Raw genomic sequence first — 24,008 nt, forward strand, 5'->3', positions numbered from 1 at the left:
GCCCTGTCATCGGCGCGAAAATATCCCGCCACCGCAGCGCCAGACGACCGCCAGCACCCGCTGACAGCGGTTCAGCTGGCGCAGAACTGCCGGTCGATCAGCCCCAGCATCTCCATCGCGCGCGGATCGGCCACCCGATAACAACGCACCGGGCCGTCGCTGCGGCAGGTGACCAGCCCGGCGGCGCGCAATCTGGCCAATTGCTGGCTGACCGCAGCCTGAGGCCGGCCCAGCAGGCCTTCCAGCTCGCCGACCGTGCGTTCGCCGCTGACCAGATGGAACAGGATCATCATGCGGCCTTCATGGGCCAGCGCCCTGAGAAAACCGGCAGCCTCGGCGACGCCCGCGGTCACCGACCGGTCCGGACCGGATGCCGCCATGTCGCCGGGGTCAGCGGCCGCGCCACAGTGCAGATCCTTCATTTGCCCGGCCCCGTTGTCAGACCCGCGTTCATCATCATCTCGGCCAGAACCGGATAGAAATACGCCGCGCCCACATAGCCTTCGATCCGGTCCAGCTCGACGCCCTTGTCCAGCAGGATAAAGGTGGGTGTCAGAACCGGCCGCGATGCCAAAACGATCCCGTCAGGCCAGGGGCCGTCGATATCCACCCGCATCAATGGCGCCGTCCGCCCCTCGGCGCTGCCGGCAAAGCCCGGCCCGATCTCGGCATCCCATCTGGCGCAATAGATGCAACCTCGCTCTTCGACCATCATCAGCCGCAGTGGCTGTGCCTGCCAGTCAGGGGCGGTCCCAGCCGATTGCTGGGCCTGCGCGGGCCTGCCCGACTGCGCGCCAGACGCAGCGGCGAGGACCATCAAACAGAACATGCGCCGTGCAGGCCGCATCCGCAATTCTCCGCATTGGCAGGCTCAGTGCCGCGTTTCGTATATGGCTGCAGCATCCGCGCCGCAAGCAGTGCTGGGCCGCCGCGCCGCCTGCGCATGGCCAGCTGTCCCGCACAGCCGCGCGAACAGGCCCAAGCCGTTGAATATGCCCGTTCTTATCCCACGTCGTGGGCCAGCATGATGTGGCGGAAGGTCGCGCGTCGCGATCGCGCATATCCATCAAATTCCCGGGCCCGCGCCAGCCCCGTCTTGGCTTTTCTTCTTTACCCAAATATCCACGGGGGTGTGGGGCAGTCAGCCCCCGCTTGTGACGGGGCCGTATGGACGAACTGCTGACACCCTTGACCCAAGGCAGCCGCCGCGCCCTGTCGCGTGCGATCACCCTGATCGAATCCACCCGCGCAGACCACCGCGAACGCGCTGTGGCATTGCTGGCCAGCCTGCCGGACGGCCACGCCCTGCGCATCGGCATGTCAGGCACGCCCGGTGTCGGCAAATCGACCTTTATCGAGACCTTCGGAACGATGCTGACCGAACAGGGCCTCAAGGTCGCGGTGCTGGCGGTCGATCCCTCATCCACACGCTCCGGCGGCTCGATCCTGGGCGACAAGACCCGGATGGAAACGCTGTCGCGCAATCCCAAAGCCTTTATCCGCCCCTCGCCCTCGCGCGCCGAACTGGGCGGCGTCGCCCGCCGCACCCGCGAGGCCATCCGGCTCTGCGAAGCAGCGGGCTTTGACCTGATCCTGATCGAGACGGTCGGCGTCGGCCAATCCGAAACGCTGGTGGCCGAGATGGCGGATCTGTTCGTCCTGCTGCTGGCCCCGGCGGGTGGCGACGAATTGCAGGGGGTCAAGCGCGGCATCATGGAAATGGCGGACATCATTCTGGTCAACAAGGCCGACGGCGATCTGCTGCCCACCGCACGCCGCACCGTGGCCGATTACGCCGGCGCCCTGCGCCTGCTGCGCAAGCGCCCGCAAGATCCCGACGGGTTTCCCAAGGCCCTGCCGGTCTCGGCGGTTGCCGGCACTGGCCTGCAAGAGGCCTGGGATGACATGCAGGCCCTGACCGCATGGCGCCGCGAGTACGGCCATTTCGAGGCAACCCGCGCGCGGCAGGCGCAGCACTGGTTTCTGGCCGAAGTGCGCACGGGGCTATTGGCGCGCCTCGAGACCCCCGAGGCGCGGGACCGTCTGGAACAGCTTGGGCGTGACGTGGCCGCAGGGGATACCGTGCCCGGCGCGGCGGCAAAACAGATGCTGGATTGGCTCAAGACCTGACGCGCAACGACCGTGCGCTGCCTGTGTACAGCCTGTGCACCCGCTGTGCACGCCTTGTGTCCGGGCAGTGCATGGGGTGTGATAGCCGAAATAAACGCCCGATCCTGCGGCCCTGCATCCAGACGAATCACCTAGACATAAAGGCAGATGACCAAGGACCAAGCCATGTTTGACCTGCCCGAACCCGGCGCGCTCTATGACGCTCTGACCGCCCGCGATCCGGCCTATGATGGCCGCGCCTATGTCGGCGTCACCACCACCGGCATCTTCTGCCGCCTGACCTGCCCGGCCCGCAAACCGCGCCCCGAAAACTGCCGCTGGTTCGCCAGCCCCGCCGATGCCGCCGCCGCCGGTTTCCGCCCCTGTCGCCGGTGCCACCCGACCGGACCCGAGGCCGAGGGCCACGCCGCGATCGCGGCCCTGATCGGCGCGTTGAACGCCGACCCGGAACGCCGGTGGAGCGAGGCTGATCTGGTGGCTCTGGGCCATGACCCTTCGACCATCCGTCGCGCCTTCAAGCGCCATTTCGGCCAGACATTCCTGGAAATCGCTCGCGTCGCGCGGCTGCGCAGCGGCTTGAAATCCATGACGAAAGGAACCGCCATGATCGACGCACAACTTGATGCGGGCTTTGTTTCGGCCTCTGGTTTCCGGTCCGCCTTTGCCCGCCTGTTCGGCCACCCGCCGCACGCGATGCGCGGTGCCTCGGACCTGCGCGCCGACTGGATCGAAACCCCGCTTGGCGGCATGATCGCCATCACCGATGACAGCGCGTTGCACCTGCTGGAATTCACCGATCGCAAGGCCCTGCCGCAGGGTCTGCAGCGGTTGTCCGGCCTTGTCGGCGGGCGGATCGGGCTGGGCCGCACCGCCCTGACCGACCGCGTCGAATCGCAACTGACCGAGTTTTTCGCCGGTCACCGCGCCCGCTTCGATCTGGACCTGCACCTGCATGGCACCGATTTCCAGCAGCGTGTCTGGCAGGGTTTGCGCGCCATTCCGGCAGGCGAAACCCGCAGCTATGCGGCGCTGGCCGACCAGATCGGCAAGCCCGCCGCCACCCGCGCCGTGGCCAACGCCAATGCCGGCAACCGCATCGCCATCGTCATTCCCTGCCACCGCGTCATCGGCGCCGACGGGACCTTGACCGGCTATGCCGGCGGCTTGTGGCGCAAGCAGCGACTGATAGAAATCGAACGCAGCTACGGGGCAGCAGCATGAGTTTTTCATCCCTTCATCAGTCTGGCAACCCGTTGATCCTGTTCAACATATGGGACGCCGGTTCGGCGCGCGCCGTGGCCGGGGCAGGGGCGGTTGCGCTGGCCACAGGCAGCGCCTCGGTCGCCGGTGCGCTTGGCTATGACGACGGGCAACAGATGCCTTTCGACCAACTGCTCAGCGTGGTCGAACGTATCCGCGCCGTCTCGGATCTGCCGCTATCGGTCGATTTCGAGGCAGGCTTTGCCGACAGCCCCGAGGGCGTCGCCGCGAATGCCAAACGCCTGGCCGCGTTGGGGGTCGCGGGGATCAATCTGGAAGATGGCATCCCGCCCGAAAACGGCATTCGCTCTGCCCCGGAGCATGCAGCCCTGGTGACGGCGGTGCGGCAGGCGACCGACCTGTTCATCAATGCGCGAACCGATCTGTTCCTGCAAAACCCGGCCGACGCGCATGAGGGGTTGCTGGCCGAAGCACTGGACCGCGCGGGCATCTATGCCGCAGCCGGTGCGGACGGATTCTTTGCGCCCGGCCTGTCCGATCCGGCGCTGATCAAGGCCTTGTGCCGTGATTGCACGCTGCCGGTGAACATCATGCACCTGCCCGCAGGTCCCGATATCGCCACTCTGGCCGGGCTTGGCGTGGCCCGTATCAGCTATGGTCCGTTTCCCTGGCGCGACGCGATGGCAGGAGTGGCCAGCGCCTACAGCGATCTGGTGCCAAACGGGGCTTGACGCCCTCTGTCCGAGGCAGTAATCACCCGCAAACGAATTTCCGGGCGCTGCCTCGCGGCGCCCCTTCACATTGGGGCGGCCCGCCGATCGTGTCGCCCGACAGCTGCAACGAAGGATGATACCATGTCGCGCGTCTGCGAACTGACCGGCAAAGGCCCGATGACCGGCAACAATGTCAGCCACGCCAATAACCGCACCCGGCGTCGGTTTCTGCCAAACCTGAACGATGTCTCGCTGACCTCGGAAAAGATGGGCAAGACCTATTCGCTGCGGATCTCGGCAGCGGCTTTGCGCTCGGTCGATCACCGTGGCGGTCTGGACGAGTTTCTGGCCAAGGCGAAGGACGACGAACTGTCGACCCGCGCGCTGAAGATCAAGCGCGAGATCGCCAAGAAAGACGGCCCGGCTGAACTGCAGGCCTGATTGGCCGCATTCGCTGACGGCACTGCGCCCCGCCGGGATCTGGCGGGGCTTTTGCGTTTGTGATTCATCATGTGACAGATTGGCAGATGCAGAGCCGGTGATCTGCGGCTAGGGTCGCGGGCAATATGCGATTGATTCGAGTATTCCTGATCTTGTGCCTTGTGCTGACCGGCTTTTCGCTGGCCTCGGCGCGCGGGCTGACGCAGATCGGGGATCAGGTTGTCCTGTGTTCGGGCGAGATGGTCGTTCTGACCTACGGCCCGGATGGCGAACCTTCGGAAAGTCCGCATTACTGCCCTGATATGGCTATCGGATTGCTGGCCGCCGTGGCCGCGCCGGTGCCGCAAATCGGTCTTGTTCCACGCGTTCTGTCGGTCGTTTATGGACAGGCGGCGCGCCTTTGCATGGCTGCCCCGCCGGTCACGGCGCAAGCGCGCGATCCGCCCGTTGTCAGCCTTGCCTGACACATAAACGGATCGAACAAAGGACAAGATACAGATGAAAACCCTATTCTGCGCCGCTGCTGCGGTGCTGCTGCCGATGGCCGCTTTCGCTCATGATGCCGTTGCGGTCGAAGACGGCTATGCCCGTGCCTCGAACCCAAAGGCCGGGGCTGCCTTCATGGTGCTGGACAATCACCGAGAGGTTGCCTGCAAGCTTGAGGGCGTCAGCTCTGATGTGGCCGAAAAGGTCGAGCTGCACACCCATAAGGAAACCGATGGCATCATGAAGATGGTCCAGATCGAGGGCGGGATCGACCTGCCCGCAGGTCAGCAGCACGCGCTGCAACGCGGTGGCGATCACGTCATGCTGATGGGGCTGCACGAGCCGCTGGAGAATGGCGACATCGTGGCCCTGACGCTGGATTTCGGCGATTGCGGCACGCTGGATGTCGAGGTGCCGGTGGACAATGATCGCCAGCCCGGTGAGTCCGCAGCCGGACAGGCGAGCATGGACCATGGCGACATGGAGGACGTCGATATGGACCATGGCGATATGGACCATGAGGGCATGGACCACGACGATCAGGGCAACTGATCGGCAGAGGCCCTAGCGCATCCGGGTTCGGCGGATCAGTTCCTGAACCTGCGGGCCCAGATGCTGCACCAACAGCCCCACCCCTTTGGCCGAGGGGTGGACGCCGTCCCGTTGCATATAGGACGCGCGGTTTTCGCGGGGAATGGCCGCCAAAGGCGCATAAAGGTCAGGCAGCAGCAAGGTTCCGTGCCGCTGCGCCAGACGAGGCCAGATCTCGGCCCACCGCCTGCGCCAGTCCTGCCGCCGTCCGGGCGCGTGAATGCCCACCAGCAGCACCGGTCGATTGTTGCGGGTCGCCACGTCCAGAATGTTGTTCAGGTTTTCTTCGGCCTGCTCGGGCGACCAGCCCAGCAGCATGTCATTGCCGCCAAGCTCGACGATGACGGCATCGGCTGGCCTGCGCAGCGCCCACCTGATGCGGACACGCCCGCCCCAGGTGGTGTCGCCCGAAAGCCCGTGATTGACGATCTGCGCAGGCGTGGCCCGCGCTGCCAGCCAGCCTTGCAGCACCGGCACCATTCCCTGGCTGGCGGGCAGGCCGAACCCTTCGGTCAGGCTGTCGCCCAGCATGACGATGCGCGGCCCCGTATTGGCCAGCACCGCTCTCGGCGCCAGCGCGGCGGCGGTGAGGCCGGCCAGCAGGCTTCGCCGCCCGATCATGGCGCGCGCCTTAACCGAAGGGCGTTGCCGACCACAAAGACCGACGAAAACGCCATCGCGCCCGCGCCCAGCATGGGCGACAGCTGCGGCCCGCCAAAGGGCACCAGCACCCCCATCGCCACCGGGATCAGCGCGGCGTTATAGGCGAATGCCCAGAACAGGTTCTGCCGGATATTGCGCATCACCGCGCGGCTGAGCCGGATCGCCGTTACCACGCCCTTCGGATCACCGCCCACCAGCACCGCATCGGCGGACTCGATGGCCACATCCGTGCCAGTGCCAATGGCGATGCCGGTATCGGCTGCGGCCAATGCGGGGGCGTCGTTGATGCCGTCGCCCACAAAAACGCTGCCCGCGCCCATGTCGCGGATCGCGTCCAGCTTGCCATCGGGCAGCATGCCGCCCAGCACATGGTCGATCCCCAACTGCCGGCCCACGGCATCCGCGGTGGACTGCGTGTCGCCCGAGATCATCGTGGTTTCGAGGCCCAGATCATGCAGCGCGCTGATCGTGCCCGCACTGCCCTCGCGCACTGGATCGGCCAGCGCAAAGCCTGCGACATGGCGACCGTCGATCGCCAGATGGACCGGCGTCGCACCCTCGGCTGACCATGCGCTTGCCTGATCGATCAGCGCAGGTGCCGGATCGATCCCGGTATCCTGAAGGCCGCGAAGATTGCCGATCAGCAGGCGTTTGCCGTCGACGGTGGCCGTCAGCCCACGCCCGACGCTTGCCTGAACCTCTTGCGCATCGGGCAGTGTCAGCCCCTGCTCTCGCGCAGCATTGACCAGCGCGGCAGCCAGCGGATGTTCCGACCGTGCCTCGGCGGCGGCGGTCAGGCGCAGGGCCTCGTCGTTGGTGATGCCGTCGGTTGTTGCGATGGCGGTCAGCGCGGGCGCGCCCTGGGTCAGCGTGCCGGTCTTGTCAAAGGCAACCACGCGCGCCTCGGCCAGTCGTTGCAACGCATCGCCGCGCCGGAAAAGCACACCCAGTTCGGCGCCACGCCCGGTGCCCACCATGATCGACACGGGCACGGCCAGGCCCATGGCACAGGGGCAGGCGATGATCAGCACCGCGACCGCCGCGACAAAGGCAGGCGCGAGGCCGGGGCCAAAGATCAGCCAAAGGGCAAAAGTCAGCAGCGACAGCGCGATCACCAGCGGCACAAAGACCCGCGTGATCCGGTCAACCATGGCCTGTACCGGCAGCTTGGCCGCCTGCGCGTCCTCGACCATGCGCACGATCCGCGCCAGTGCCGTATCGGACCCGGTCGCGGTCACGCGATAGGTCAGCGCGGCGGTGCCGTTCACGGTGCCCCCGGTGACGGCATCGCCTGGCGACTTCCGGGCCGGAACCGGCTCGCCCGTCAGCATGGATTCGTCGATCAGCCCCTGACCTTCGGTGATCTCGCCGTCCACCGCGACACGGTCGCCCGGCGCAAGGCGGACCAGATCGCCCGGTTTCAGATCGGCGACCGCCACGCGGGCCTCGGCGCCGTCACGAATGACGATGGCATGATCTGGTGCCAATTCCACCAGTTTGCGGATCGCCGCGCCGGCCTGACCCTTGGCCCGTGCCTCCAGCCAGCGGCCCAGCAGGATCAGGGTGACAATGACGGCGGCGGCCTCGAAATAGACAAAGCGGGCATCGGGCGGCAACAGCCCCGGCGCCAGCGTGACAACGGCGGAATACAGAAACGCCGCCCCCGCGCCCAAAGCGACCAGGCTGTTCATCTCGGGCGCGCGCCGCAGCAAGGCGGGAATGCCGATGCGAAAGAAGACGCGGCCCGGAAAGGCCAGCACCAGCGCCGTCAGGACCATCTCGGCGATCCACAGGGTTTGCGTGCCGATGGTGGCGTGCAGCCAGTGGTGAAAGGCCGGAAAGGCGTGGCCGCCCATTTCCGCGACAAAAACCGGCAATGTCAGCGCCAGCGCGATCAGGAAGTTGCGCCGCAGCACGGCTGCATCCTCGTCGTGATGCATGTGGCCAGAGTGATCCATCCCCGCATCGGCCTGCCGCGGGTGGCTGGGATAGCCCTTGGTCGTGACCGCCTCGGCCAGCGCGTCCGCACTGATTGCGGGGCTGTGGGTCACATCAGCGCGGCCCGTGGCCAGGTTGACCGAGGCCGCCGTCACGCCGGGAAGGGCCGTCAGGGTGCGCTCGACCCGCCCCACACAGGAGGCGCAGGTCATCCCGTCGACCTCAAGGACCGTGTTGACGGGTTCTGCCGGATATCCGGCACGCTGCAAGGCCTCGGTGGCGCGCGGCAGGGCGTCGGCTTCGGTCAGTTCGAAATGGGCGCGATGCGTGGCCAGATTGACGCGGGGATTGGCAATGCCGGGTGTGGCGGCCAATGCGCGTTCGGCCCGGCCCACGCAAGAGGCGCAGGTCAGGCCGGTCAGGCTGAGTTCGACGTCATGGCGCCGGTGGGTGTGTTCAGATGATGAGGACATGTCTGGTTCCTTGGCTGAATCCGTAAGAAAGGGTTTCAGTCAGGGAACGGGGCGGTGCCTGCGGTCGTCTGGGTGTCCGGCCCGGCATATCGTTCAGCGGTTGGGCACCTGGCAGCCGTTGCGGCGGCAGCGCGGCGGTGCCGGAACGCGGCAAGGCCGGGCGCATCACCACACGTCGCGTGGCCATATGACAGCGGCAGCCACGCAGCCCGCTGCCCCGGCACAGATATGCGGGGCGGGTCGCGGCTTTGCGCCGTGGCTGGCGGGTGCAGTGGCTCATGTCCTATCAGATGTGGCCTCGGGGTCGCGTGGTCAAGGCAAACTGATCAAATGACGCCAGATTGAGTTGTCTGCCGATTATGACATATATAGGTAATAACCAACCCGAGCAGTTACAGGATGAATAAGTCATGAACCGCCGTCAGATGATTTCGCTGGCCTTGCCGTTGATCGCCGCACCGTCGTTGTTGTGGGCACAGGCGGCCCCGCCTGCACCACAAACCGCCGCCGTGGCTGCGCGCGATCCCTATGCCCCGACCGAGGTCGCCATTCGCGACGGGTTCGAGGTGGGCAGTATCGTTGTGGTCAGCAAGGATTTCTTTCTCTACCACGTCGTCGCGCCGGGCAAGGCGATCCGGTACGGCGTTGCCGTCGGTACGGCCGAGCTGGTCTGGAAAGGCCGCGCTCATGTCGGCCGCAAGACCGAATGGCCCAGCTGGACGCCCACGCAGGACATGATCAAGCGCAATCCCACCGCCTACAAGAAATACGAAGACGGCATGCCCGGCGGTCCGACCAACCCCTTGGGCGCACGGGCGCTGTATCTTTATAACGACCGTGGTCAGGACACTGCCATTCGCATCCACGGCACCACCGAGCCGGGCAGCATCGGCCGCGCGGTCAGCAATGGCTGCTTGCGGATGCGCAACGAGGCAGTGATGAGCCTCTATGATCAGATCCCTGTCGGCACACCCGTCTACGTCTACTGATGTGCCGCTGAAACTGACCGATCTGTCGCATCCCGCCCGGGCGGGGTTCGACGACATCATCGACGTGCGCGCCCCTGCGGAATTCGCCGAGGATCATCTGCCCGGCGCGATCAACCTGCCGGTGCTGGATGACGCAGAGCGCGCGCAGGTCGGCACCATCTACAAGCAGGTTTCCCCCTTTGATGCGCGCAAGATCGGTGCCGCGCTGGTTGCCGCCAATGCGGCGCGCCATATCGCGGGGCCGCTGGTTGACAGGCCGGGCGGATGGCGCCCGCTGATTCACTGCTGGCGCGGCGGGCAACGCTCGGGGGCATTCGCCTCGATCCTTGCGCAGATCGGCTGGCGGGTGGAACTTGTCGAGGGCGGCTATAAAAGCTGGCGGCGCCTTGTGGTCGATCGGGTGCAGCACCAACCGGTCGCCGCGCCGGTGATCGTGCTGGACGGCAATACGGGCAGCGCCAAGACCGCCATCCTTGGCCATCTCGCGACGCGCGGCTGGCAGGTCATAGACCTCGAAGGGCTGGCCTGCCATCGCGGCAGCCTGTTCGGTGCGATGCCGGGCGGCCAGCCCAGTCAGAAGATGTTCGAGGGCCGCTTGGCAATGGCTCTGGAGGGGCTGGACCCCGCGCGGCCGGTTCTGGTCGAGGCTGAAAGCAGCCGCATCGGTGAGTTGACCCTGCCCAAAGCCATCTGGCAGGCGATCTGCGGCGCCCCGCGTCTCAGGCTAGAGGTGCCGGTGGCAGAGCGGGCAGCCTATGCGGCGCGGGATTACACCGATATCGTTACCGATCCGGCCCGGCTGTCGTCGGTTATCACTGCGCTTGAACCCCTGCATCCGGCGGATCGCATCGAGAACTGGCGAGAGCAGGCGGGCCTGGGTGATTGGGCTGCACTGGCCGAAGGCCTTATGCGCGACCATTACGACCCGCGATACCTCAAGCACCGCAATCGTTATTCATCGCAGGAAAAAGCCGTGATCACGCTGGATCGGCTGGACGATCTCGAGGCCGCTGCCGGGCGCGTCGAGACGGCACTGGCCCGGCTGACGGCCTGATCCCGCGCCGCTGCTGCGGCGGGTGTTGCCGGCAATGCCAAGCCCGTGAAAATGCACTCTCGCCATATTGTGAAGGGGCGAGCCCGGCTTCCGGCCTACACTTCCCGCGATAGCAACGCGGAGGGTGTAGATATGAGCCGGATGAGGGCCAAGGATTTCGATCAGGAACTGCTGGAGCTTTATGATTATTACGCCCATGGCAGGATCACCAAACGCGAGTTCCTGGACCGGGCGGGCAAGTTTGCCGTCGGTGGTGTGACCGCATTGGGATTGCTGCAGATGCTCAGCCCGAATTACGCGCTGGCGCAGCAGGTGAACTTCAATGACGAAACCATCCTGCCCGAATACATCACCTACGATTCGCCCGACGGGAACGGTGAGGTGCGCGGCTATCTGGTGCGGCCCGCAGGTGTCGAGGGGCGGCTACCCGCCGTTCTGGTCGTACACGAGAACCGTGGCCTGAATCCCTATATCGAGGATGTTGCCCGGCGTGTGGCCAAGGCCGGTTTCATGGCGCTGGCGCCCGACGGGCTGACCTCGGTTGGCGGCTATCCGGGCAACGACGTGGAGGGCCGTGAATTGCAGCAGACGGTCGATCCCGAGAAGCTGATGAACGATTTCTTCGCCGGCGCCGAGCATCTGATGGCACGCGAGGATTCAGCCGGCCGTGTGGGTTGCGTGGGCTTTTGCTATGGCGGCGGGGTCTGCAATGCGTTGGCGGTCGCCTATCCTGAACTGGGTGCATCGGTTCCCTTCTACGGCAGGCAGGCGGCGGCAGAGGACGTGCCCAAGATCGAGGCGCCGCTGTTGCTGCAATATGCCGAGTTGGACGAACGGATCAACGAGGGCTGGCCCGCCTATGAAGAGGCGCTGAAGGCTGCGGGCAAGACCTATGAGGCGTATATCTATCCGGGCGTGAACCACGGCTTTCACAACGATTCCACCCCGCGATATGACAAAAAGGCCGCCGATCTGGCCTGGCAGCGGACGATTGACTGGTTCAACCAATACCTGACCTGATCCCGTTGCCGACATTCGCCCTGGCGTGATCTGCTGGGCACGGTAAGACGCCCTCGGACCGTGCATTCTGGCCATGAATAGCGTCGTTAAAATGCGAAAAAATCTGGCTGAAAGGCCAGTTCCCGGCCAAGACTGCTTTGCAGCAAGCGCCATAACCGCTACACAACCGCAGAGGTGGTGAAAACTTGCCGACGTCTTGGCCTGCGTGAACGCGTCGCGCATTGTCGCCCCGGTTTTTTGATTATTGTTGCCGAGGTTCTGTTTTATGAACGCCCCTTTCAAACAAGCCGAGCGCCTCGGGCGTCTGACGACCAACCTCGGTGCTGACGTCCTGTCCTTGCTGCGGTTTGACGGCAGCGATCATCTGAACGACCTTTTCGAATACCGTGTCGAGGCATTGGCCATTCGTGAAGATCTTGATTTCGATGGTCTGATCGGCACGCATGCAACAGTGGAAATCGAAGCCCACGATCAGATGCGGTCTTTTGATGGCATCGTCACCAGCGCAAGTTGGGCCGGTGTGGGCGAAAACGGGCATCGTTATGATCTGACGCTGCGGCCCTGGTTCTGGCTTGCCGGACGGCGCAGAAATCAGCGGATTATTCCACAATAAGACCGTTGTGCAGATATTGAATGAATTGCTGGGCGAATATGCGGGGCTGGGTGATCCGGCTTTGCAGGTCAAATTAACCCGCGATTATCCGATCCTCGAATATACCGTGCAATATCGCGAATCCGATCTGGATTTCGCCCGCCGGCAGATGGAACGTCACGGCATCACCTTCCATTTCACGTATGAAATGGGCAGCCATACGCTTGTGCTGACCGACGATGCGCTCAGCCACGATTCCATCGGCGATCGGCCCTTCAAACGTTACGACGGGCATCACCACTATGAGCAGGAACATTTCTGGGATTGGGCGCCCCAACGGAACCTGACAACGGGTGCCATCCGGCTGACGGATTACAACTTCAAGACCCCGTCCGCCGCGATGGAGGCCGACCGCACCGGCGATGCCAGCCACGAGCAGGGCCAGATCGAAAGCTTTGATTATCCGGGCGACTATCCGGCGCAGGGCGTGGGCAAGCTGGTTGCGGATCTGCGGACCCAGCAGGAACGCGGGGCCGACCGGCGCAACCGTACAGTGGGCGATTGCGTGTCACTGATGTCAGGTCAGCGCTTGACCCTGTCGGGCGACAAGGTGCCGGGACACGGCGAGACTTATCTGTGCCTGTCGGCCAGCCACCACTTCGTCAGCGAGTCCTATGGCTCGGGCGGGCAGGATAGTGACGGCTATGCCTTCACCGGCCGCTATGTGCTGATGCCCGACACAGCACCCATGGCACCCCCGCGCCGCACCCCGGTTGCAATCGTGCAAGGGCCGCAAACCGCTGAGGTCGTCGGCGAAGGCGAGATCGACTGCGACGAGTTCGGCCGCATTCTGGTGCGCTTTCACTGGGACCTTGAGGGTGCCTATTCCATGCGCTGCCGGGTCAGCCAGAACTGGGCGGGCAATGGCTGGGGCGGCATGATCATCCCCCGCATCGGGATGGAAGTCGTCGTCGAATTCCTTGAGGGCGACCCCGACAAGCCGCTGGTTACCGGGTGCGTCTATAACGGCAAGAACGACGTTCCCTATTCGCTGCCCGCGAACAAGACCGTCAGCACCTTCAAATCCGATACCCATCAGGGCAGCGGCTATAACGAATTCCGTTTCGAGGATGAGAAGGATCGCGAAGAGGTCTTTATGCATGCGGAAAAGGGCCACAACACGATCATCGAAAACGACGAGAGCCACTCTATCGGCCATGACAGGTCCAAGACCGTCGGCAACGACCAGTCGGAATCGATCGGTCAAGACAAGACCATCGCTGTCGGCAACGATCATGTCGAAACGATCGGCAATGACATGCGCTACGACGTGGATCGCAACCAGCAGGAAAACTACGACAAGGATCATATCCATCTCGTCGGCAACACCCACAAGCAGGCGATCTATGCCGATCACCTCTATGAGGCGGGGCGCAATTTCGAGGGCGAGGTGTTTGGTCGCTATACGCTGGATGTCGGCGACTCGATCACGAACAACACCAAGACCCATACGCTGATGGCCTATCAGAAGATGCAGATCAAAGGCCCGGGCGGAAAGATCACCATCGACGCGTCGGGCATTACGCTAGAGGCACCGACCATCCGGCTGAAGGGCAATGTCATCATGGGCGGCTCTGGCGGATCACAGGTTCCGACGCTGCAAATGGCGGCGCGCGAAGGGCTGCCGCTTTGCGAAGAATGCGCCAAGTTCGATGACGAGGAGGGCGCCTGATGCAAATCGCTTGTGTTGGTGACACGCATCTGTGCCCGGCCCATGGCAAGAATGTCGTGATTGAGGGCGGGTCGTCAGTGGTCAATGGCAGGGCCGTGGCTCGTGTGGGTGACAAATGTGCCTGCGGTTGCACCATTGTGGACGGCTCGGCCATCGCGCTGTGCGACGGTCGCCCGGTTGCCAGACTTGGACCTGTCGCGGTTTGGTGCCGCTCCTTTGACCACGTAATGTGCAGCAAAGGAGATGAACCATGGGCACAGTCAGGACGGATGAATTTCGCAAGGATGCAGTGCGGATTGCGCTGACCAGCGGGCTTTCGCGGCGTCAAGTTGCGGATGATCTTGGGGTCGGCTTGTCGACCCTCAATAAGTGGGTGAACGCACACCGGGACACGGACGTAGTCTCAGCCGAGGATCGCGAGTTGGCGCGTGAGAACGAACGGCTTCGGCGCGAGAACCGTATCCTCAAGGAGGAGAGGGACATCCTAAAAAAAGCCACCCAGTTCTTCGCGGGCCAAAAGCCGTGAGGTTCAGGTTCATCGAAGAACAGCGCGGGGCCTTCCCGATCGACCGGCTTTGCCAGGTGATGAATGTCAGCCCGCGTGGATTACGGGCCTTCCGCAGCCTCCCAGCCAGCCACAGGCAGCGCATGGACATGGTCGTTCTGGCGCATATCAAGGAACAGTCGCGTCTGAGCTTGGGCAGCTATGGTCGGCCGAGGATGACAGAGGAGCTGAAAGAGGTTGGTGTCGATGTCGGGCATCGACGCGTCGGTCGCCTGATGCGCGAAAACAGGATCATCGTTGAAAGAACGCGTAAGTTCAAAGCCACGACCGACAGCGCCCATACGTTCAACATCGCCCCGAACCTGCTGGATCGCGACTTTAGTGCAGCCGGGCCCAACCAGAAATGGGCGGGCGACATCAGCTACATCTGGACCCGCGAGGGCTGGCTATATCTGGCAGTCATCCTGGACCTGCACTCCCGCCGCGTGATCGGCTGGGCTGTCAGCAACCGGATGAAGCGCGATCTGGCGATCCGGGCCTTGAAGATGGCGATTGCCTTCAGGTCGCCACCCAAAGGCTGCATCTTCCACAGCGACAGGGGCAGCCAATACTGTTCGCATGACTACCAGAAGATCCTGCGCCAGCATGGCTTCAAAGTCTCGATGAGCGGCAAAGGTAATTGTTATGACAATGCGGCCGTCGAGACATTCTTCAAAACCATCAAGGCCGAGCTGATCTGGCGGCGGTCATGGGTAACCCGGCGGCACGCTGAGATGGCGATCTTCGAATACATCAATGGGTTCTACAATCCGCGTCGACGGCACTCAGCACTGGGCTGGAAAAGCCCGGTCGCTTTTGAACGGAAGGTGGCTTAAACGAGCACTCGGAGCGGCACAAATACGTGACAGGTCCAGAGGCCGTGAGTGGCTGCTTCGAGCTAATTTCGATGCTATCCGACCACCTTGTCGTCCTGAGCGATCGACCACCTCGGCCAGTTAATCGTCAGGTCGGCACTGAACATGAGTGGGTCGGTAGTCCGTCATCAAAATGAAGCCACGACTGTTTCTCGGATATCCAGATGTGTTCCTCGGGCGCGAATTCGTTTGGCCTATCGAGGCTGCCAAAGCTTAGGCCAATTGCGTTGCGAGACGCTCGTTTCGAGAACAAGGCGCTCCCGCAATCGGCACAGAATCCTCGGCTGACCTCGGGTGATGAATTGTGCCATTGCACTGGCCCCGCGATATTCAATTCGTCGAGAGGAACGAGAACGCGAGCAAAAAACGGCGCTCCTGTAGCCTTCTGACAAAGCTTGCAGTGACAGACTCGAATGTTGATTGGTTTGGATTCGGTACGATAGCTTGATGCGCCGCACAGACACCTGCCAGTAATCGCCTTTGACATGAAAACGCCCTTCTGTGACTGTCAGAATATAGACAAGGATCCTGCCCGCTGTGGATCAAGTCAAGGTCCGGCTTGCCGCTTAGCTGACCTTCAGTGCGCGCCAAAACAGTCGTTTTCGCCTCATATTGATTGGAACCGGTCGTGCGCTGCGCAGTGCATGTACTCACAGTCTGCGGGACCTTTCAGACCTTCACTGCAAGTGCGCCAATGTCCGGTTCAGCGAACCGTTCAACAAAGGGTGGATATCGGTCGTTTTTGAAGGGGCGATACCGTAAGCAGAGCCACCATAGTATCTAGAACGCATCGTTTATCGATTTTCTGTTTTTCTCACAGAGCGTGGGCGTAAAGAAACAATATTAAATGCGACACCAGAAATGACCAATGCCGAGGCAACCAATTTCCATGTTGGCATAGGCTCACTCAAAATCACTGCGGAAAAGAAAATCCCAAACACTGGCACAAGCAGTGAAAATGGTGCCACCATGTTTGTAGAATAGAGGTTCAGCAATTTGCTCCAAATGGAAAACCCATAGAACGTTGTAGGATAAACGATGTATCCAAGTGCGATAATGCCGACCCAAGAAACCGAAGACAGCGCACCCATCATCACCTGTCTGCCTTCAAAATAGAAAGATGCAAGCAGCAGTGGAAGTGGAGCAACGAGACTTCCCCATACAACCAGCGCCAGCACGCTACTTGCGCCGATCTTTTTTGAGACGATATTTGCTACGCCCCAGCAGATCGCAGCGCATAGGACGAGTACAAAGCCAACGGTTTCTGCATTTCCTGCTGAATGCCAAGCAACTATCGCCAGACCGCAGAGGGCAACCGCTATGCCTACCAGCCTTTGAAAAGGAATGACTTCTCTTAGAAGTACCGTTGACAGGACCACCGTCGCGATGACCTGAAACTGCAAGACCAGTGAAGCGAGACCAGCAGGCATTCCCAGATACATTCCTGCAAACAAAAATGCGAACTGGAGCGCAAACATGAAAATCCCATAAAGGAAAACCATCGCAATCGGCCCTTTCGGCCTTTGCGCGAAGAAAACCGCAGGAAATGCGACAAGAATAAAGCGCATCGCCGTCAGGAACAGCGGCGGAAACTCCCTTAGCCCAATCTCGATTACAACGAAATTCAAGCCCCAGATCGCTACGACAGACAGGGCCAGTAGGAGGTCACGAAAGACCATCCTGTTAAATCGACGCCGAGTTGTCAGCTCGACGTTTATGCTTTTCTGCAATAATGCGTTTGTTTAGAATTCGGACCTCGCCAACCATTAGCAGGCGCATATCCGCGACGATATGCTTGGCCAGCTCGGCATCGCTGATATCGTCACCATTGATATCCAAGCGAAACCCTTGCCCCTGAATGCCGCCTTCATTGCTGAAATCTACTTCGAAATCGAAAACCACACGGTATTCTGTCATGTGCCTGCCTTACTGTTGATTACATTTGTTTGGCGCTGCCTATGCTTGCGTATCTTCTGACGGTTTCCGCATCCGGCGGTTGAAGAACACCATTTTCGTCGACCCGGCGGTGAGCCGTCAAAGAAAAGCATGTTGCATCCGGGGCAGCGGCGCAGTCGATCTTTGCGCGTTGTACCGAGCAGACTGATCGCATCTGTTGCGACGTCCACCATCAAGGCATCAAGAGGTCTATCGGCAAGAACCTTCATACCGTCAACTGTAAGAATGGCGCGAGACGTCTCTAATGAAGCGGCATTGTTCAGTTCCGCGATGTCTTGCTCTGTGGGAACAGATCCACTCAAGACGTCGCCTGCCGCTCGAAAAACCACCTCACGCAAGCGCGTGAGGCGCAAGTGGTCGTCTCTACTTGGTTTAAAACCTGCGATGTAGGTCAGGCCCCCGGACGCGTTAGCCCAACGAACGATATCTTTTGGAGCGACAAGTAGATCAACTTCCTCGGATCCTCGTGCGGACACAGTGTCCACGAGGTCGAGGCAAATACAGCCAGCTTTGAATTCAAAATCTCTCATGCTGACACTAGTAGTACCAGTGTCGCGACTTCGCAACTATTTAGTTTTCTGGATTGTCCGCAAGGGCACCATTCGGAACGTCCCTAAAAACCTCCTTTTTGAAACGCCTGAAAATGGGCCAGTTTACCCCTGCCAAAAACCCCGTTCAAAACCCAAGCACTTGTTAAAGGTTTTTGACTGCGTAACGATAGCAGACATTCAAACGCCTTGCAGCATCGGTCAAATTGGGCTCTTTCAGGACGTTTGCCACACATTGCTGGAACGGCCGGTTTAGCGTTGCTGGTCCTCGCCAATCCACTGGTCACATCTCGCCATACACATTCATGGCAGCTGCTGTCGGCGCTGTCTTCCGCTCACAGTTCATCGGTGAAAGATCTCATGTCGAAGTTTGGATCGATAGGACCAAGCTTTGCTATACGAGCTTGCAGCGGCTTGATCTTCTCAGCAAGAGGTCTTCGGTCGCGATAGTTTAAAGCGTCTTGGAGCGCCTGTCGCACCGCTTCCGTCTTTGTTCTATTTTCGGTGACGCGCATGTACTGTTCTACCAGTACATCGACTGTATCATCCCTGATGTAGAGTGGCATCTTAAGTTCCTCGCCAATGTTCACCGACCATCGGTAAATAATCTAAACCATCAGGTTCGCCAACGTCGTGACGGCGGCAGGCGAGCAGAGCGGATAGTGGCCCGATGCTCTCTGAGACAGGGATAGTTCCTGTAGAAAAAGCAACTCTTGCATCTCAGATTGACCGCGCTTGTGATCGCGCCTCTCCCATCGGAGACCAGCTGGAGTGGCCAAAGATCGGAAATTATCTGGCACGTATCACAGTGATTCAGTGGTGAGCCCGACAGGATTCGAACCTGTGACCCACTGATTAAAAGTCAGTTGCTCTACCAACTGAGCTACGGGCCCACGACAGGGCGCTTAACTAGGTGGGGGTATGGTTAGCGTCAAGCAGAAAAATCGAGGCTCTGGAAGAATCTTTTGCCTCCGCCTATATGCGCCTTCATGGACAGTCCTTCGCCTCAAGGCCGGCCCTTCATGAAGATGCATGGGCTGGGCAATGATTTCGTCGTTATCGATCTGCGCGATGGCGGGCCTGCGCCTGCGCCAGCGGTGATTGCGCGGATCGCGGATCGCAATCGCGGTGTCGGGTTTGATCAGCTGGCCGCGATTCTGCCCGACGATGAGGCTGATCTGCGGCTGCGTTTCTGGAATGCCGATGGGTCGCTTAGTGCGGCCTGTGGGAATGCGACGCGATGCATTGCCAGATACATCATGGACGAGACGGGGCAGGATCGCCTGACCCTGCGAACCGATCACGCGCTATTGCGGGCAGAGGATGCCGGCAATGGTGAGACGCGGGTGAATATGGGCCAGCCGGTTCTGGACTGGCGCGAGATACCGCTGGCCGAGGATGTCGATATCGATCACCTGCCGATCGAGGGCGACCCCGTTGCGACCGGCATGGGCAATCCGCATCTGACATTCTTTGTGCACGATGCCATGGCAATTGATCTGGCCGAATTCGGGGCCCGTTATGAGCATCATCCGCTATACCCCGAGCGCACCAACGTAGAGATCGTGCAGGTCGTCTCATCGCATGAGATCAACCTGCGCATATGGGAACGCGGCACCGGGCCGACATTGGCCTCAGGGTCCTGTTCTTGCGCGGCTGTTGTGGCTGCGGCGCGACGCGGGCTGACCGGGCGAAAGGTCACCGTGAATGTGCCGGGGGGCGTGCTGCGGATCGACTGGCGCGAGGATGGCGTCTGGATGCAGGGACCGACATCGCATGTTTTCTCTGGCGTGCTGACCCCGGACTGGCTGACGGAATGAGTGCGCCTGTCTTTTCCACATTGGGCTGCCGCCTGAACGCCTATGAAACCGAGGCGATGCGCGAAATGGCCGAGGCCGCCGGGCTGCAGGGCGCGGTCGTGGTCAACACCTGCGCCGTCACCGCCGAGGCCGTGCGCAAGGCGCGTCAGGAAATCCGCCGGCTTGCACGCGAAAACCCCGGCGCGCCCGTCATCGTGACCGGATGCGCCGCCCAGACCGAGCCGCAGACCTTTTCGGCGATGCCCGAAGTGACGAAAGTCATTGGCAACCACGAAAAGATGCAGCCCCAGACCTGGGCTACGCTGCGTGCGCCTGATCTGATCGGCGAGACCGAGAAGGTCCAGGTCGATGACATCATGTCGGTCAAGGAAACCGCGGGCCATCTGATCGACGGTTTCGGACGCCATCGGGCCTATGTGCAGGTGCAGAATGGCTGCGATCATCGCTGTACCTTCTGCATCATCCCCTATGGCCGGGGCAATTCACGCAGCGTGCCGGCGGGTGTCGTCGTTGAACAGATCAAGCGGCTGCGTGATCGCGGTTTCAACGAGATCGTCCTGACCGGCGTCGATCTGACCTCATGGGGTGCCGATCTGCCGGCGCAACCGCGCCTGGGTGATCTGGTGATGCGGATCTTGCGGCTGGTACCTGATCTGCCGCGCCTTCGGATCAGCAGCATCGACAGCATCGAGGCTGATGACAACCTGATGCTGGCCATCGCGACCGAGCCGCGTCTGATGCCGCATCTGCATCTCAGCCTGCAGGCGGGCGACGACATGATCCTGAAACGGATGAAGCGCCGCCATTTGCGCGACGATGCCATCCAATTTTGCCAAGAGGCGCGGCGGCTGCGGCCTGATATCGTCTTTGGTGCCGATATCATCGCGGGCTTTCCGACCGAAACCGAGGCGATGTTCGCGAACTCGGTCCGCTTGGTTGAGGATTGCGACCTGACCTTTCTGCATGTCTTTCCATTCAGCGCGCGTCAGGGAACGCCGGCCGCAAAGATGCCTGCGGTAAAAGGGCCGCTGATCCGCGAACGCGCGGCCCGGCTGCGCGCGGCGGGCGATCAGGCGCTGCGGCGGCATCTGGACCAGCAGGTCGGGCGCAGGCACCGGGTTCTGACCGAGATGCCCGGAACAGGCCGGACAGAGCAGTTTACCGAGGTCGCCTTGCCCGATAACCTGCCCGAGGGCGCGCTGGTCGAGGTTGCAATCAGCGGGCATGACGGGCTGCGGCTGTCAGGGCAGCCGGTCTGACCCTCGCACGAGGAAGGAAAACAGCATGAGTGTTACCGGAAAGATCAAGCGGCAGACCGCCGTCGAGATCAGGAACCGCAAGGGCAGCGATCCGCTGGTCTGCCTGACCGCCTATACCACGCCTGTCGCGCGTCTGACCGATGCCCATTGCGACGTGCTGCTGGTCGGCGATTCACTGGGTATGGTGGTCTATGGGTTCGACTCCACCTTGCCTGTTACCCTCGACATGATGATCCGCCACGGGCAGGCCGTGATGCGTGGCAGCCAGCAGGCGCTGGTTGTGGTCGATTTGCCTTTCGGCAGCTATGAGGCCGGGCCTCAGGCAGCGTTTGATGCGGCGGCACAGGTCATGTCCGAAACCGGGGCAGGGGCCGTCAAGCTGGAAGGTGGTGTCGCCATGGCGCGAACCATCGAATTTCTGACCGCTCGCGGCATTCCGGTCATGGCCCATGTCGGGCTGACGCCGCAGGCGGTGAATGCCTTTGGCGGTTATTCGGTGCAGGGACGCGGTGCTGCGGCGCAAAAGGTCATGGACGATGCTGTCGCCACGGCCAGGGCGGGTGCCTTTGCGGTTGTGCTGGAAAAGATCCCGGCTGTTCTGGCTGACCGGATCACCGAGGAAATCAACGTGCCGACGATTGGTATCGGTGCCTCGGCCGGATGCGACGGGCAGATATTGGTGGTTGATGACATGCTGGGCCTGTTTACCGATTTTCGCCCGAAATTCGTTCAGCGCTACGGCGAACTTGGCGAGGCTGCGGATAAGGCGATTGCAGACTACGCAGCCGACGTGCGCGCCCGCCGGTTTCCGGGGCCCGAACATGTTTTTGGCGACGAAGCGCCCAAGCCCAAGGGCTAGGGCCGGGTGCGGTCGATTGCCATTGCCCTGCCTGCCAGCCCGACCTAGCCTGCCCGCATCATGACCCTGCGCCTCTATACCCACCCCGCCGCCAGCCAGCATCTGACCCCGCCCGGGCACCCCGAACAGGTCGCCCGTCACAAGGCCGTGCTGGAGGCCCTGGCCGATCTGCCGCTGGATCGGCAGGATGCCCCTCTGGCCGATGATGCCGAACTGCTGCGATGCCATCCACAGGCCTATGTTGATCGCATCCGCGCCGCGATCCCCGATCAGGGACTGGCGATGCTGGACGGCGACACCCATGTTTCGCCGGGCAGTCTGGATGCCGCCTTGCGCGCCGTTGGCGGTGCCTGTGCGTCGGTGGACGCGGTGCTGGCGGGGCAAGCGCGCAGCGCCTTTGTTGCGATGCGCCCGCCCGGCCATCATGCAGAGCGCGAAACCGCGATGGGCTTTTGCCTGTTTGGAACCGTTGCCATCGCAGCCAAGCGTGCGCTGGATCATCACGGGCTGGACCGCGTGGCCGTTCTGGATTTCGACGTTCACCACGGCAATGGCACACAGGACCTGCTATGGGCCGAGAAACGCGCCTTTTTCGCCTCGTCCCATCAGATGCCGCTTTATCCCGGATCAGGCGCGGCAGGCGAGACGGGCCTTTATGGACAGGTGATGAACTTGCCGCTGCGCCCCGGATCGGACGGGGCGGTTGCGCGGGCGGCCTGGGGGCGGATCCTCGACCGGATGATCGAATGGCAGCCGCAATTGGTGATCGTTTCCGCGGGATTTGACGCCCATGCCGATGATCCGCTGGCTCAGCTTGACTGGCAGGATCAGGATTTCGCGGCGATTACCCGTGCCATTTGCGACGCGGCGGCGCATAGCGCCGCGCCGGTGGTCAGTTGCCTCGAAGGTGGCTATGATCTCGCGGCCTTGGGACGCAGCGCGCGCGCCCATGTTGAAGAACTGATGGAGCACGCCGGATGAGCGACGATGTCAAAGCGATGTCCTTTGAGGACGCGATGAAGGAACTTGAGGCCACGGTCGGCAAGCTGGAAACCGGCGAGGCCACGTTGGAGGAATCCATCGCGCTATACGAACGCGGTGCCAAGCTGCGCGCCCATTGCGAACAGCGCCTGCGCGAGGCGGAAGAACGGGTCGAAAAGATCACCCTGGCCGCTGATGGCAGCCCCGCCGGCACAACACCTGCCGAGGGCCTGTAATGCAGGCGCGATTCGATGACGTGAAGGCGATGGTCGCCAAGTCGTTGGAAGGCGCGATGGCGCATCTGCCCAAGGGCGAGCTGACGGATGCGATGCGCTATGCGACCTTGGGTGGCAAGCGGGTGCGTGCCTTTCTGGTCATGGAATCGGCCCGGCTGAACGGCGCCGAGGACAGCGCCGCCCTGCCCGTGGCGGCCGCGGTCGAGGCGCTGCATGCCTATAGCCTTGTGCATGACGACCTGCCTGCAATGGATGATGACGATCTGCGCCGCGGGATGCCCACCTGTCATGTGCAATGGTCCGAGGCCACGGCAATTCTGGCGGGCGATGCCTTGCAGACGCTGGCCTTTCAACTGCTGACCGACGAAGCGATTGGCGATGCCGAGGTCCGGCTGGCGCTGATCGCGGCTTTCTCAAAGGCTGTGGGGGCGCAGGGAATGGTGCGCGGGCAGGCCCTTGATATTCAGGCCGAGACTGCAGCCGAGCCGCTGGACGAAAAGGCCGTTATCCGCATTCAAGAGGCCAAGACCGGCGCGCTCTTCGAATTTTCGGCGGTGGCAGGCGCGATCATGGCCAAGGCCGATCCGGAACCACTGCGCGACTATGCCCGCAATCTGGGGCTGGCTTTCCAGATCGCCGATGACATCCTCGATGTGACCGGCGATGAGGCCGCGACCGGCAAGCGTGTTGGCAAGGACGATGCCGCCGGCAAGGCCACCTTTGTATCGCTGCTTGGGTTGGATGCTGCGCGGGCCAAGGCCGAGCGGCTGGTCGACAAGGCCGAAGCCGCGCTGGAACCATATGGCGATGCGGCTGGAAACTTGCGCGAGCTTGCGCGTTTCGTTATCGAACGCGACACCTGACAGCCGCCCCGAGGAGGGGCAAGC

28 protein-coding genes and 1 tRNA gene are annotated in these 24,008 nt (G+C 62.2%); 19 read left to right on the forward strand and 10 right to left on the reverse strand.

The features are described from left to right. Positions 1-71 precede the first annotated feature (71 nt). Both CUV01_RS10315 and CUV01_RS10320 read right to left on the reverse strand, forming a co-directional pair. Positions 72-422 carry an ArsR/SmtB family transcription factor gene (locus CUV01_RS10315; protein WP_101460398.1) on the reverse strand — a complete coding sequence of 117 codons (351 nt, stop codon included), beginning with the start codon at positions 420-422 and terminating at the stop codon, positions 72-74. After that, positions 419-817, reverse strand: a complete 399-nt coding sequence (locus CUV01_RS10320; protein ID WP_232962187.1) for a thioredoxin domain-containing protein — start codon at positions 815-817, stop codon at positions 419-421. The genes CUV01_RS10315 and CUV01_RS10320 overlap by 4 nt, the downstream gene beginning before the upstream one ends. 350 nt (positions 818-1,167) lie before the next feature. On the opposite strand from CUV01_RS10320, the gene meaB reads away from it, so the two are divergent. From meaB to CUV01_RS10350, 6 genes are all read left to right on the forward strand, one after another. After that, complete coding sequence (gene meaB, locus CUV01_RS10325) at positions 1,168-2,130, forward strand: methylmalonyl Co-A mutase-associated GTPase MeaB (protein WP_101460399.1); 963 nt, start codon at positions 1,168-1,170, stop codon at positions 2,128-2,130. A 147-nt stretch (positions 2,131-2,277) separates the two neighbouring features. Further along, positions 2,278-3,351 (forward strand): bifunctional transcriptional activator/DNA repair enzyme AdaA, encoded by a 1,074-nt coding sequence (locus CUV01_RS10330; RefSeq protein WP_232962188.1) that lies wholly within the window; start codon positions 2,278-2,280, stop codon positions 3,349-3,351. Further along, complete coding sequence (locus tag CUV01_RS10335; protein WP_101460400.1) at positions 3,348-4,082, forward strand: isocitrate lyase/PEP mutase family protein; 735 nt, start codon at positions 3,348-3,350, stop codon at positions 4,080-4,082. The genes CUV01_RS10330 and CUV01_RS10335 overlap by 4 nt, the downstream gene beginning before the upstream one ends. 123 nt (positions 4,083-4,205) lie before the next feature. Beyond that, entirely contained in the window at positions 4,206-4,505 is a 300-nt protein-coding gene (gene rpmB / locus CUV01_RS10340; RefSeq protein WP_101460401.1) for a 50S ribosomal protein L28, read from the forward strand. 125 nt (positions 4,506-4,630) lie between these two features. Continuing rightward, on the forward strand, positions 4,631-4,969 hold the full coding sequence (locus CUV01_RS10345; RefSeq protein ID WP_157994831.1) for a hypothetical protein: 339 nt from the start codon (positions 4,631-4,633) through the stop codon (positions 4,967-4,969). A 34-nt stretch (positions 4,970-5,003) separates the two neighbouring features. Then, positions 5,004-5,543, forward strand: coding sequence for a copper chaperone PCu(A)C (locus CUV01_RS10350; protein ID WP_101460403.1), 540 nt, complete (start codon positions 5,004-5,006; stop codon positions 5,541-5,543). A gap of 12 nt (positions 5,544-5,555) precedes the next feature. Here CUV01_RS10350 and CUV01_RS10355 read toward each other — a convergent pair whose 3' ends face one another. Further along, complete coding sequence (locus CUV01_RS10355; protein WP_101460404.1) at positions 5,556-6,203, reverse strand: arylesterase; 648 nt, start codon at positions 6,201-6,203, stop codon at positions 5,556-5,558. Beyond that, the gene (locus tag CUV01_RS10360; RefSeq protein ID WP_101460405.1) at positions 6,200-8,656 is read right to left on the reverse strand and encodes a heavy metal translocating P-type ATPase; all 2,457 of its coding nucleotides are present in this window, start codon (positions 8,654-8,656) and stop codon (positions 6,200-6,202) included. Before CUV01_RS10360 ends, CUV01_RS10355 begins: the two co-directional genes overlap by 4 nt. 410 nt (positions 8,657-9,066) lie before the next feature. Here CUV01_RS10360 and CUV01_RS10365 point away from each other — a divergent pair, with 410 nt between their 5' ends. The 7 genes from CUV01_RS10365 to CUV01_RS10390 all read left to right on the forward strand — a co-directional run bounded on the left by CUV01_RS10365 (position 9,067) and on the right by CUV01_RS10390 (position 15,423). After that, a complete protein-coding gene (locus CUV01_RS10365; protein WP_101460406.1) occupies positions 9,067-9,645 on the forward strand; it encodes a L,D-transpeptidase in 579 nt (192 codons plus the stop codon). After that, a complete protein-coding gene (gene mnmH / locus CUV01_RS10370) occupies positions 9,605-10,699 on the forward strand; it encodes a tRNA 2-selenouridine(34) synthase MnmH (protein WP_101460407.1) in 1,095 nt (364 codons plus the stop codon). Before CUV01_RS10365 ends, mnmH begins: the two co-directional genes overlap by 41 nt. Before the next feature lie 132 nt (positions 10,700-10,831). Beyond that, positions 10,832-11,719, forward strand: coding sequence for a YghX family hydrolase (yghX, locus tag CUV01_RS10375; protein WP_101460408.1), 888 nt, complete (start codon positions 10,832-10,834; stop codon positions 11,717-11,719). Between the two features lie 265 nt (positions 11,720-11,984). Continuing rightward, a complete protein-coding gene (locus tag CUV01_RS20245) occupies positions 11,985-12,332 on the forward strand; it encodes a contractile injection system protein, VgrG/Pvc8 family (protein WP_277869366.1) in 348 nt (115 codons plus the stop codon). A gap of 7 nt (positions 12,333-12,339) precedes the next feature. Continuing rightward, a complete protein-coding gene (locus tag CUV01_RS10380; RefSeq protein WP_277869367.1) occupies positions 12,340-14,043 on the forward strand; it encodes a type VI secretion system Vgr family protein in 1,704 nt (567 codons plus the stop codon). Further along, positions 14,043-14,348 (forward strand): PAAR domain-containing protein, encoded by a 306-nt coding sequence (locus CUV01_RS20350; RefSeq protein WP_101460409.1) that lies wholly within the window; start codon positions 14,043-14,045, stop codon positions 14,346-14,348. The genes CUV01_RS10380 and CUV01_RS20350 overlap by 1 nt, the downstream gene beginning before the upstream one ends. Further along, positions 14,294-15,423 (forward strand): IS3 family transposase gene (locus CUV01_RS10390; protein ID WP_101458713.1). Its coding sequence is split into 2 segments (ribosomal slippage): positions 14,294-14,528 and positions 14,528-15,423, totalling 1,131 coding nucleotides; the frame shifts between segments, so codons are not numbered across the junction. Before CUV01_RS20350 ends, CUV01_RS10390 begins: the two co-directional genes overlap by 55 nt. Before the next feature lie 127 nt (positions 15,424-15,550). On the opposite strand, the gene CUV01_RS20355 is transcribed toward CUV01_RS10390, so the two are convergent. The 6 genes from CUV01_RS20355 to CUV01_RS10420 all read right to left on the reverse strand — a co-directional run bounded on the left by CUV01_RS20355 (position 15,551) and on the right by CUV01_RS10420 (position 18,859). After that, entirely contained in the window at positions 15,551-15,949 is a 399-nt protein-coding gene (locus CUV01_RS20355) for a GFA family protein (RefSeq protein ID WP_101460410.1), read from the reverse strand. Between the two features lie 307 nt (positions 15,950-16,256). Then, complete coding sequence (locus CUV01_RS10400; RefSeq protein WP_198731804.1) at positions 16,257-17,090, reverse strand: EamA family transporter; 834 nt, start codon at positions 17,088-17,090, stop codon at positions 16,257-16,259. A 55-nt stretch (positions 17,091-17,145) separates the two neighbouring features. Further along, complete coding sequence (locus CUV01_RS10405) at positions 17,146-17,379, reverse strand: cyclase (protein WP_101460412.1); 234 nt, start codon at positions 17,377-17,379, stop codon at positions 17,146-17,148. Continuing rightward, entirely contained in the window at positions 17,376-17,948 is a 573-nt protein-coding gene (locus CUV01_RS19920) for a CGNR zinc finger domain-containing protein (RefSeq protein ID WP_198731805.1), read from the reverse strand. The genes CUV01_RS10405 and CUV01_RS19920 overlap by 4 nt, the downstream gene beginning before the upstream one ends. A gap of 353 nt (positions 17,949-18,301) precedes the next feature. After that, positions 18,302-18,532 carry a type II toxin-antitoxin system VapB family antitoxin gene (locus tag CUV01_RS10415; protein ID WP_101462016.1) on the reverse strand — a complete coding sequence of 77 codons (231 nt, stop codon included), beginning with the start codon at positions 18,530-18,532 and terminating at the stop codon, positions 18,302-18,304. 251 nt (positions 18,533-18,783) lie between these two features. After that, a tRNA-Lys gene (locus CUV01_RS10420) sits at positions 18,784-18,859 on the reverse strand. Between the two features lie 96 nt (positions 18,860-18,955). Between CUV01_RS10420 and dapF the strand changes: the two genes are divergently transcribed. The 6 genes from dapF to CUV01_RS10450 are packed head-to-tail and all read left to right on the forward strand — an operon-like array spanning position 18,956 to position 23,984. Then, positions 18,956-19,786: a diaminopimelate epimerase gene (dapF, locus tag CUV01_RS10425; protein WP_422385830.1), complete on the forward strand. Its 831-nt coding sequence runs from the start codon at positions 18,956-18,958 to the stop codon at positions 19,784-19,786. Then, complete coding sequence (mtaB, locus tag CUV01_RS10430) at positions 19,783-21,045, forward strand: tRNA (N(6)-L-threonylcarbamoyladenosine(37)-C(2))-methylthiotransferase MtaB (RefSeq protein ID WP_101460414.1); 1,263 nt, start codon at positions 19,783-19,785, stop codon at positions 21,043-21,045. The genes dapF and mtaB overlap by 4 nt, the downstream gene beginning before the upstream one ends. A 25-nt stretch (positions 21,046-21,070) precedes the next feature. Continuing rightward, a complete protein-coding gene (gene panB, locus CUV01_RS10435; protein WP_101460415.1) occupies positions 21,071-21,904 on the forward strand; it encodes a 3-methyl-2-oxobutanoate hydroxymethyltransferase in 834 nt (277 codons plus the stop codon). A 60-nt stretch (positions 21,905-21,964) separates the two neighbouring features. Continuing rightward, positions 21,965-22,885, forward strand: coding sequence for a histone deacetylase family protein (locus CUV01_RS10440; RefSeq protein ID WP_101460416.1), 921 nt, complete (start codon positions 21,965-21,967; stop codon positions 22,883-22,885). Further along, entirely contained in the window at positions 22,882-23,121 is a 240-nt protein-coding gene (locus tag CUV01_RS10445) for an exodeoxyribonuclease VII small subunit (protein ID WP_101460417.1), read from the forward strand. The genes CUV01_RS10440 and CUV01_RS10445 overlap by 4 nt, the downstream gene beginning before the upstream one ends. Beyond that, entirely contained in the window at positions 23,121-23,984 is an 864-nt protein-coding gene (locus tag CUV01_RS10450) for a polyprenyl synthetase family protein (protein WP_101460418.1), read from the forward strand. Before CUV01_RS10445 ends, CUV01_RS10450 begins: the two co-directional genes overlap by 1 nt. Positions 23,985-24,008 lie beyond the last annotated feature (24 nt).

The organism is Paracoccus tegillarcae (assembly GCF_002847305.1).
Classification (GTDB): domain Bacteria; phylum Pseudomonadota; class Alphaproteobacteria; order Rhodobacterales; family Rhodobacteraceae; genus Paracoccus; species Paracoccus tegillarcae.

What these genes read in the sequence shown, in the direction of transcription:
- CUV01_RS10445 (WP_101460417.1), top strand. Translation starts at nt 22,882, where the DNA reads ATGAGCGACGATGTCAAAGCGATGTCCTTTGAGGACGCGATGAAGGAA.
- mnmH (WP_101460407.1), top strand. Translation starts at nt 9,605, where the DNA reads ATGATCAGATCCCTGTCGGCACACCCGTCTACGTCTACTGATGTGCCG.
- CUV01_RS10360 (WP_101460405.1), bottom strand. Translation starts at nt 8,656, where the DNA reads ATGTCCTCATCATCTGAACACACCCACCGGCGCCATGACGTCGAACTC.
- CUV01_RS10365 (WP_101460406.1), top strand. Translation starts at nt 9,067, where the DNA reads ATGAACCGCCGTCAGATGATTTCGCTGGCCTTGCCGTTGATCGCCGCA.
- dapF (WP_422385830.1), top strand. Translation starts at nt 18,956, where the DNA reads ATGGACAGTCCTTCGCCTCAAGGCCGGCCCTTCATGAAGATGCATGGG.
- CUV01_RS10440 (WP_101460416.1), top strand. Translation starts at nt 21,965, where the DNA reads ATGACCCTGCGCCTCTATACCCACCCCGCCGCCAGCCAGCATCTGACC.
- CUV01_RS10415 (WP_101462016.1), bottom strand. Translation starts at nt 18,532, where the DNA reads ATGCCACTCTACATCAGGGATGATACAGTCGATGTACTGGTAGAACAG.
- CUV01_RS10405 (WP_101460412.1), bottom strand. Translation starts at nt 17,379, where the DNA reads ATGACAGAATACCGTGTGGTTTTCGATTTCGAAGTAGATTTCAGCAAT.
- CUV01_RS10330 (WP_232962188.1), top strand. Translation starts at nt 2,278, where the DNA reads ATGACCAAGGACCAAGCCATGTTTGACCTGCCCGAACCCGGCGCGCTC.
- CUV01_RS20355 (WP_101460410.1), bottom strand. Translation starts at nt 15,949, where the DNA reads ATGTCAAAGGCGATTACTGGCAGGTGTCTGTGCGGCGCATCAAGCTAT.
- CUV01_RS10355 (WP_101460404.1), bottom strand. Translation starts at nt 6,203, where the DNA reads ATGATCGGGCGGCGAAGCCTGCTGGCCGGCCTCACCGCCGCCGCGCTG.
- CUV01_RS20245 (WP_277869366.1), top strand. Translation starts at nt 11,985, where the DNA reads ATGAACGCCCCTTTCAAACAAGCCGAGCGCCTCGGGCGTCTGACGACC.
- CUV01_RS10320 (WP_232962187.1), bottom strand. Translation starts at nt 817, where the DNA reads ATGGTCCTCGCCGCTGCGTCTGGCGCGCAGTCGGGCAGGCCCGCGCAG.
- CUV01_RS10350 (WP_101460403.1), top strand. Translation starts at nt 5,004, where the DNA reads ATGAAAACCCTATTCTGCGCCGCTGCTGCGGTGCTGCTGCCGATGGCC.
- CUV01_RS10450 (WP_101460418.1), top strand. Translation starts at nt 23,121, where the DNA reads ATGCAGGCGCGATTCGATGACGTGAAGGCGATGGTCGCCAAGTCGTTG.
- panB (WP_101460415.1), top strand. Translation starts at nt 21,071, where the DNA reads ATGAGTGTTACCGGAAAGATCAAGCGGCAGACCGCCGTCGAGATCAGG.
- CUV01_RS10315 (WP_101460398.1), bottom strand. Translation starts at nt 422, where the DNA reads ATGAAGGATCTGCACTGTGGCGCGGCCGCTGACCCCGGCGACATGGCG.
- yghX (WP_101460408.1), top strand. Translation starts at nt 10,832, where the DNA reads ATGAGCCGGATGAGGGCCAAGGATTTCGATCAGGAACTGCTGGAGCTT.
- meaB (WP_101460399.1), top strand. Translation starts at nt 1,168, where the DNA reads ATGGACGAACTGCTGACACCCTTGACCCAAGGCAGCCGCCGCGCCCTG.
- CUV01_RS10345 (WP_157994831.1), top strand. Translation starts at nt 4,631, where the DNA reads ATGCGATTGATTCGAGTATTCCTGATCTTGTGCCTTGTGCTGACCGGC.
- mtaB (WP_101460414.1), top strand. Translation starts at nt 19,783, where the DNA reads ATGAGTGCGCCTGTCTTTTCCACATTGGGCTGCCGCCTGAACGCCTAT.
- CUV01_RS20350 (WP_101460409.1), top strand. Translation starts at nt 14,043, where the DNA reads ATGCAAATCGCTTGTGTTGGTGACACGCATCTGTGCCCGGCCCATGGC.
- CUV01_RS10335 (WP_101460400.1), top strand. Translation starts at nt 3,348, where the DNA reads ATGAGTTTTTCATCCCTTCATCAGTCTGGCAACCCGTTGATCCTGTTC.
- CUV01_RS19920 (WP_198731805.1), bottom strand. Translation starts at nt 17,948, where the DNA reads ATGAGAGATTTTGAATTCAAAGCTGGCTGTATTTGCCTCGACCTCGTG.
- rpmB (WP_101460401.1), top strand. Translation starts at nt 4,206, where the DNA reads ATGTCGCGCGTCTGCGAACTGACCGGCAAAGGCCCGATGACCGGCAAC.